Origin of the sequence: Sphaerisporangium sp. NPDC005289 (assembly GCF_040607455.1) — a bacterium.
Classification (GTDB): domain Bacteria; phylum Actinomycetota; class Actinomycetes; order Streptosporangiales; family Streptosporangiaceae; genus Sphaerisporangium; species Sphaerisporangium rhizosphaerae.
Genome location: NZ_JBEXGS010000053.1, coordinates 1 through 7,929 on the forward strand (window position 1 = coordinate 1; position 7,929 = coordinate 7,929).

The following is a 7,929-nucleotide window of genomic DNA, read 5'->3' on the forward strand; positions in this document are numbered from 1 at the left end:
GGCCACGACGAGCTCGACTTTCTCCGTGCTGGTCAACCCCGGCTCCAGGCCGCGGTCAATGCGATCCTGCCGCCGCCAGGTGTAGATCGTCTGAGTGCTGATGTCCAGGTCGCGGGCCAGGTCGGTGACCTTACGTCCAGCCGCGATCAGGTCCAGTACCTTGCGGCGGAACTCCGGCGGATAGCCGCGCCGTCCCATGCCACTCTCCTCTCAACGAGTGGCACAAGAATCCAACAATCTACCTCCACAGAACCCGGGGAACACCAACGCAGGCGTAGGCCGCTGTATGCAGCCATAGGTCAACGATCGCGGACCAGTCCCGACGACGTTTCCGCGTCCCTCTTGAACGTGAGGCACAGCTTCTTGTTCGTGACCTTCAACCTTGAGCTGAGGACCCGTCCAGTGATCATTTCGGTGGTCGACTTCTATGCGAACGGCCAGCCATAGCGTTTATGCAGGATCGTGGCGACACGGGCGAACTTGGCCCGGTCAAGGATGGAGCCCTCACGGCGGATGTCGTCCTCGTCGAGTTCGAAAACCCGGTCCACTCGTAGGTAGGAGACCCGGCCCTCGCGATCCCAGGTGCCGGAGCCAAGCTCCAGCCAGTCATCTTGGTCGGGGCCGGGGTCGCGGCTGGACAGCAGCATGCCCAACAGCCGGCGCCCATGGCGGCCGACGAGCAGCAGGGGCCTGTCCTTGCCGCGTGTGGCGTCCTCCTCGTACGGTACCCAGGCCCATACGATCTCGCCGGGATCAGCCAGGCCGTCCAAGTTCGGGGAGTATTCCAGGGCCGCCGCCCCTTCGACGTCGTACACCTGCCGTACCACGCCGCGAACGGGGCGCGGATCGTCACCAAGATCACGCATGCTTGCAGCCTAACGCCATGCCTCGCCAGTGTTCGACCTCCCACCTCGCCGACCCTGATCCGGGCCGGCCGTACCGGTTGACTCTTACGTCGCGTGAGGCCGCACAGTGAGGGCATGGACACGATGGACCACATGGAACACACCGTCGGCGCCGTGGCCGAGCTGGCGGGGGTGTCGGTGCGCACCCTGCACCACTACGACGAGATCGGCCTGCTGGAGCCGCACGAGCGCAGCGCCGCCGGCTACCGTCTCTACTCCGCCGAGGACCTGCGCCGGCTCCAGCGCATCCTGTTCTACCGTGAGCTGGACTTCGACCTCGACGCGATCGCCGCCATCCTGGCCGACCGAGCGCTCACCGACGCTGACCGGCTGCGCGAGCAGCGCCGCCTGCTGACCGAGCGGATCGCGCGGCACCAGGCCATGGTGGAGGTCATCGACCGGGAGTTGAACGCCCGCACGCTCGGCATCACCCTCACCGCCAAGGAGCGGCTAGAGGTCTTCGGCGGCACGAAGCTGGAGGACAACGCCGCCCTGGCCGAGCGGCGGTTCGGCGGCACCGAAGCCTGGCGGCAGCGCCGGGAGCGCACCGCGGGGTACTCCGCCGAGGACTGGAAGCGGATCCGCGGCGAGCAGTCCGGCATCCACCAGCGGCTGGTCGACGCCATGCTCGCAGGCACCCCGGCCACCGACCCGGCCGTCATGGACCTGGCCGAGGAACACCGGCTGCACACGGCCCGCTGGTTCCACGACTGCGACCATGACGCCCACCGCGTCCTGGCCGCCGCGTACCTGGCCAACCAACGGATCGGCCGCAACTACGACGACATGGCCCCCGGCCTGTCGCGATACGTCCACGACGCCATCATGGCCAATGCCGACCGCGCACGGGCCTGACCAGCCCGGCGCGGGGGAGACGGCATCGGCCCGGACGGTGCGACGGTGCCGAGGGGTGACCGGAGATTCACCTCGTTACGCCCCGACCCGGGAACATCAGCGGTAAGGCCACTTCCGATCTTCGGAAGTGGCCTTACCGCTTTGCCGGGTGACCAACTGGGTGACCGAGCCCGCGACTCGGCGTAGGCCTTGACTTCTCCACCCGTGGGTGGAGATGGAAACCTCCACCGCTGCGCCGATCCACGGTGACGGAGATCTTCCTACCGTTCATCGCATGGATTCGACGTACATGCCCTTCGCCGTGGTGCTGGTGGTCGCTCTGGTCGTCTACCGCCAGATGAGGACCAGGATGGTCAAGGCTCACGGCCTGCATTACTTCGCCATGATCATGATCGTGGTGGGGCTGGTCTCGGGCGGGCTCGTCACTGCCACTAACCTGGCGCTCAGTGTGGCGATGCTCGTCGTGGAACTGGCGTCAGCCGTCGCCTTCGGCTTCGTCCGCGCCCGCACCATGGTCGTGTGGCGGGACGAGAACGGACTGGCGTGGTGCAAGGGGACCGCCTGGACGTTGCTCGGCTGGCTGGCCTCCGCCCTCACCCGCGTCGCCCTCCTCGCGGCCGGCCACGCGCTCGGTCTCGTCGAGGCCCCCACGGCGCTGCTGTTCTTCATGGGGGTGACGATCGGCTGCCAGGAGTTCTTGGTCGCCCGCCGCGCCCGCACCATGCCGTTCGCCGCGGGCCGCGTGCGGTCGGCGCGTGCCTGACGCTGTGCGCCGCGAGCCACGCGCGGTCGGAGCCCTGCCTGACGCTGTGCGCCGTGGTCCGGCCTGCGGTTCGGTCACGTGCGCAGGTATGTTCCCGACATGGCCCAGACCCGTACAAGAACGGTGAACCTGGCCGCCGTATCGCGGCTCCTGGTGCTCTTTGTCTTCGTGCTGGCTCAGCTCAAGCAGGAGGCCGGGTCTCCGTTGACGCCGAGAGGGTTGCTGGTGGCGGGGTTCACTCTGCTCATCGCGGGGGTCCTGGTGGTGGCGCCCGGCGACCTCCGCAAGGGCTTTCCGCACTCCCTTCGGGGTGTGCCGGTCATGTCCGTCGTCGTGGTGGTCGCCTCGCTGTTCCTCCTTGTGATCTCCCGTGAGAGCAGTCCTGCCCTCGCGGCGCTGATGTTCGGCGTCGGGTCGGCCGCCGTGCAGCATCCACTGTCCCGATCGCTGCCGGTCGGCCTGCTCGCCCTGGCAGGTCTCCTGCTCGCCGGCCTGACCGGTCACAGGTGGGATGAGTGGTTCGGGCTCGGCGTCAGCACATGTCTGGTCTTCCTCTTCGCCTACGCGATCAGACTGCGCAGGGAGGCCCGCAGTGCCGAGGCCAGAGAAGAGGTGCTCGCCGAGCGGGCGAGGATCGCCAGGGAGATCCACGACATCCTGGCGCACTCCCTGTCGGCGCAGATCGTCCATCTCGAAGGGGCGCGCCTGCTGCTGCGGGCCGACCGTCCGCAAGAGGCGCTGGACCGGGTCGAGCGTGCCAGAGAGCTGGCCAAGACCGGCTTGGAGGAGGCCCGCCGTGCCGTGTCCGCGCTGCGGGAGGACAGCCCCCCGCTGCCTGCGGCGCTCAAGGTCCTGGCCGAGGAGTTCCGTGCGACGAGCGGCGCGGACTGCACGGTCACCGTGAACGGGGCGGAACGGCGCTTGGAGCCGGAGACGGAACTGGCGGTGATCCGCACCGCACAGGAGGCCCTCACCAACGTGCGGCGGCATGCCCCCGGCGCCTCGGCGACCGTACGGCTGGAGTTCGGTGACGGATCGTGCGAACTGGAGGTCACCAACCCACCGGCGGACGCTCCGGGCGTTCAGGGCGGTGGTTACGGTCTGGTGGGCATGAGAGAGCGCGCCGAGTTGCTGGGCGGAAGCCTGTCGGCGGGGGAAGCGGGGGAAGTGGACGGCGAAGGGTTCCTGGTACGCCTGCGTTTGCCCATGGCGGGACGGTCCGCATGACCATGCGCGGCCTGCTCGCAACTGGTATGGCGGTGCCACTGCCGGTGGTGATCGGCATGACCATGCCGGACCTGGGGGAATCCGCATGACCGCGCGAGTTCTCGTGGTGGACGACCAGACCATCGTGCGGGAGGGGCTCACCCTGCTGCTGGGCCTGCTGCCCGGCGTGGAGGTGGTGGGTTCGGCTGGCGACGGCGAGGCGGCCCTGCGGCTGGTGGAGGCCGAGCGGCCCGACGTGGTGCTGATGGATCTGCGGATGCCGAGGATGGACGGAGTGGAGGCGACCAGGCGCGTTCGCGCAGCGTATCCGGGCACCCAGGTCGTCGTCCTGACCACCTACTCCGACGACGAGTCGGTGTTCGCCGCACTGCAGGCCGGAGCGCGGGGGTTCCTGACCAAGAGCGCCGACGCCGAGGAGATCGCCCGGGCCATCGCCACCGTGATGCGGGGCGGCGCCCAGCTGGACCCCTCCGTCCAGCGCCGCCTCCTGGACACCATGGCCGCGCCGTCCCCGCCCGGCGGCGATCGCGAGCCCGGCGTCCCCGGCTCGGGCGAGGCCGGCGGCGGGCACGCGTCCGCCGCCGGTGAGGCTCCGGTACGGGATCGGGCCTCCGGTGCGGAGCGAGGACGCGCGCCTCGGCCGAAGGGTGATCTCCCCGACGGGCTGACCAGGCGAGAGACGGAGGTGCTGTGCCTCATGGCCGAGGGGCGCTCCAACGCGCAGATCGCCGGCGACCTGTTCATCAGCGAGGCGACGGTGAAGACGCACATCAACAACCTCTTCGCCAAGATCGGTGCCCGCGACCGCGCCCAGGCCGTCGCCTACGCCTATCGACAGGGTCTCGTGGAGATCCGCTGACGAGCCTGTCCAGAGATCGGGACCGGGCCGGACCCGCGATGCAGGTCTCATCCCCCACCGATTGATCTAGCGTGATTGACGGCACGAAGCCGATGAGACCACGCCGGACGACCGGTGAGAGAGCGAGGTACGCGCGTGAAGCATCCGCTGGCGTCAGCTGGAATGCTGCTGCTGGTGACAGTGGCGGCGTGCGGCGGTCAGGACCCGACGATCGCGCGGACGAGTCCTGCCCCATCGGCATCCGAGTCGGCCGCCACCCCTGCGAAGACCGCGAAAGGCTATTCGTACGGACTACGCAAGAGCGACATCCCTTGGCATGGCGCTGGAGATCCGTACAACGCCATGGTCGCACTGGACGACGGACGGCGGGTGGCCATGCACTATCGGCGTGGCAAGGGCCTGTATGAACAGCACTCCGACCCGCAGGCCGACGGGTGGACGAGGCCGAGCCTGATCTACGGCACGAACACCGAGGCGTGCCAGGGGATCCACCTGCGGGCCTTCGGCGGAACCGTCACCGCCACGGCGGACTTCGGCCACTACTGTTCGGACGGCGAGCCGCCGATGGAGTCCATCGCGGCCGTGGGGGCGGGGAACCTGCGCACATGGGACCACCACCTGACCAGAAGCTTCGACGGCTGGGAAAGGGTCTCGGCGGGCGACGGCGGGAGAGAGATCACCTTCAGACGCGGGTCCTCCACACTGCGCTGGACCCGGTCCGGCGGGTTTTCGAACTAGACCTCGCCGCGACCGGGACGGCTGCTTCGTGAGACGGAGTCCTGGGATCCCCCGGTCGATCAGGAGACCCGCCATGCCTCCTGTGGCCGTTGATCTCCATGCAACGGCGAAGCACGGCGACGACGTCTCAAGCCCTCGAGGGTCTCGCCGACTCGCTTGAGCGTCTTCCGCGTCGCCCCCACACTCGTCGCCATGGACCAGCGTTTCGTATTGATCCTCACATCCCTCACCCCGCCGCCGGGGTTGGGTGCTCGTCAAGCCGAAGCGGCGGCAGGTCGGGCGATAGAGGTTCAAGATCCCGCCAGCACGACGCAGCGGAAAGGCCACCTGCGACGATCGCAGGTGGCCTTTCTGATCTTCTTGCAGCGGCGAGGTGATCCGGTGGGCTCGGCCTGGTGCCGAGCCCACCGTTCAGCTCCATCCGGGTCCCGACCGCGTGCCATGGACAGCGCCTATGCGATAGGGCGTCCGCCGTGGCGGTGAGGGCCCGGGGGTGGACCCGTGTCGCGCGGTCAGCGCTGGAGGGTCAGCACGCCCGGGCGGTAGGGCAGCAGGCCGTAGTCGACGCCGTTGGAGCTGGGGCTGCGGCCTTGGTAGAGCAGTTGCAGGTTGCAGGGGTCGACGGTCTTGGTCTGGTCGGGGTTGTTGCGGACCAGGTCACCGTGGCTGATGTCGTTGGTCCAGGTCGCACCGCTGTTGGCCTTGCCGGCGAAGGGGTTGCTCTCGCTGGCGGCGTTGGGCGTCCAGGAGCCGCTGAGGCTGTCGGCGGTGAAGGAGCGGAAGTAGCGTCCCTGCGAGCCGATCGCCTCGACGATCATGAGGTACTTGTTCTGGTTCTGCAGCTTGTAGACCTCGACCGCCTCGAACAGGTTGTTGGTCGAGTCGCTCATGATCTGGGTGTAGTTGGAGCCGAAGCTGCCCGGGAAGTTGCCGATGGGCATGCTGGAGCGGTAGATCTTGCCGTTGTCGCCGGCGAAGAACAGGTACATGTTCTGGCCGTCACCGATCAGCGTCTGGTCGATCGGCCCGGTGCCCGAGCCGGAGATGCTCGCGGTGGACAGGGTCTGCTGCGCCGACCAGCCGTTGGGGTTGGTGGGGTCGCTGGAGGTGCGGTAGGAGAACGCCGTGCCGCCCCACTGGTAGGTCAGCACCCAGATGTTCTTGGGAGCGAAGTAGAACAGCGTGGGCGCGACCGTGCCCGAGTTCATCTTGGTCTGGGTCGCCGAGCCCATGTCCGACCAGTTGGTGAACGTGCTGAAGCCCATCGAGCCCCAGCTCGACCCGTTGTCGTGCGTGGTGGCGTAGACCAGGTGCTTGCCGTTGTAGACGACGTTGGTGAAGTCCTTGAGCGACACCCAGCCCGACTTCGGCTGCGCCAGCGCGCCCGTCGACGTCCAGCGGTAGGACGAGGGCAGGTTGCACGTGCCGGTCGGCGTCGGCGTGGGGGTGGGAGTCGGCGTGGGCGTCGGGGTGGGAGTCGGCGTCGGCGTCGGGTTCGGGGTCGGGGTGACCGTCGGCGTCGGCGTCGGCGTGGGAGTGCCGGGGGTGCCGGTACACTCCACGCCGTTCAGGGAGAACGACGTGGGGTTGGGGTTGCTGCCGGTCGCCGAGCCGTTGAAGCCGAAGTTGACGCTGCCCCCGGAGGGGATGGCGGCGTTGTAGGAGACGTTGGTGGCGGTCACCGACGAGCCGGACTGCGTCTGGGTGGCGTTCCAGATCTGGGTGATGCTCTGACCGGCGCCGAAGGACCAGGTCAGCCGCCAGCCGTTGACGGCGTCACCGAGGTTGTTGATGGTGACGCTGGCGCCGAAGCCGCCCGGCCAGTTCGAGCTGACGGTGTAGTCGACCCGGCAGGCGACGGCCGCCTGGGCGGGCTGGGTGCCCACCAGGCCGGCTCCGGCCAGCAGGACCGGAATGGCGCCGATCATGAGGCCGCGGCGCGCGGCGCGCCGGGGCGGCGCCACGGTCGTGGCGGCGGAGGGGCGCGGTGATCGCGCTCGCCAGGGCAGACGCATCTGTATTCTCCTCATCATCTTGTCCGGCCCCCGTCAGGGGCTGGTGCAGGTGGCGGTGGGGGTGGCCGCGGTACCGTTCGCGGTGAACCCGAAGGTCGTGGAGCCGCCGGCGGCGACGGAGCCGTTGTAGGCGGCGTTACGCACGGTGACGCTGGACCCGGACGTGCTCTGGGTGCCGCTCCACAGGCTGCTGATGCTCTGCCCGCCGGGCCACGTCCACCGCACGGTCCATCCGCTGATCGCCGCGCTGCCCGCCTGGACGGTCACCGTCGACTGGAAGCCACCCGGCCAGCTGTTGGTCGTCGTGATCGTCGCCGCGCATCCGTCCGGAACCGGGGTCGGCGTCGGGGTCGGCGTGGGCGTCGGGGTGGGTGTCGGCGTGGGCGTCGGAGTCGGAGTCGGCGTGGGAGTCGGCGTGGGAGTCGGCGTCGGGGTGGGTGTGGGGTTGGGGGTGGCGTTGTTGAGCGCGTTCAGGACGGCGTCGTAGGCGGGCTTCTTGTTGCTGCCGCTGAACAGCAGCGGGGTGTCACCCGAACGCCAGGAGTCCTGGTCGCGCACGCCCCACAC

At 68.9% G+C, this 7,929-nt stretch carries 9 protein-coding genes; 5 read left to right on the forward strand and 4 right to left on the reverse strand.

Annotated elements, in window-relative coordinates:
* A partial coding sequence (locus tag ABZT47_RS40145) for a transposase (RefSeq protein WP_354854022.1) occupies positions 1-198 on the reverse strand: 198 nt, incomplete at its 3' end.
* Between the two features lie 227 nt (positions 199-425).
* Entirely contained in the window at positions 426-866 is a 441-nt protein-coding gene (locus ABZT47_RS40150; protein ID WP_354854025.1) for a type II toxin-antitoxin system PemK/MazF family toxin, read from the reverse strand.
* Between the two features lie 114 nt (positions 867-980).
* Between ABZT47_RS40150 and ABZT47_RS40155 the strand changes: the two genes are divergently transcribed.
* From ABZT47_RS40155 to ABZT47_RS40175, 5 genes are all read left to right on the forward strand, one after another.
* Entirely contained in the window at positions 981-1,760 is a 780-nt protein-coding gene (locus ABZT47_RS40155) for a MerR family transcriptional regulator (protein WP_354854028.1), read from the forward strand.
* A 274-nt stretch (positions 1,761-2,034) separates the two neighbouring features.
* Positions 2,035-2,523 carry a hypothetical protein gene (locus tag ABZT47_RS40160; protein WP_354854031.1) on the forward strand — a complete coding sequence of 163 codons (489 nt, stop codon included), beginning with the start codon at positions 2,035-2,037 and terminating at the stop codon, positions 2,521-2,523.
* Positions 2,524-2,622: 99 nt separating this feature from the next.
* Complete coding sequence (locus ABZT47_RS40165; protein WP_354854034.1) at positions 2,623-3,750, forward strand: sensor histidine kinase; 1,128 nt, start codon at positions 2,623-2,625, stop codon at positions 3,748-3,750.
* 85 nt (positions 3,751-3,835) lie between these two features.
* Positions 3,836-4,609 (forward strand): response regulator transcription factor, encoded by a 774-nt coding sequence (locus tag ABZT47_RS40170; protein WP_354854037.1) that lies wholly within the window; start codon positions 3,836-3,838, stop codon positions 4,607-4,609.
* A 135-nt stretch (positions 4,610-4,744) separates the two neighbouring features.
* Positions 4,745-5,347, forward strand: coding sequence for a hypothetical protein (locus ABZT47_RS40175; protein ID WP_354854040.1), 603 nt, complete (start codon positions 4,745-4,747; stop codon positions 5,345-5,347).
* Between the two features lie 512 nt (positions 5,348-5,859).
* On the opposite strand, the gene ABZT47_RS40180 is transcribed toward ABZT47_RS40175, so the two are convergent.
* Positions 5,860-7,362 carry a non-reducing end alpha-L-arabinofuranosidase family hydrolase gene (locus tag ABZT47_RS40180; protein ID WP_354854043.1) on the reverse strand — a complete coding sequence of 501 codons (1,503 nt, stop codon included), beginning with the start codon at positions 7,360-7,362 and terminating at the stop codon, positions 5,860-5,862.
* A gap of 33 nt (positions 7,363-7,395) precedes the next feature.
* On the reverse strand, positions 7,396-7,929 hold a 534-nt coding region (locus ABZT47_RS40185), incomplete at its 5' end, for a cellulose binding domain-containing protein (RefSeq protein WP_354854046.1).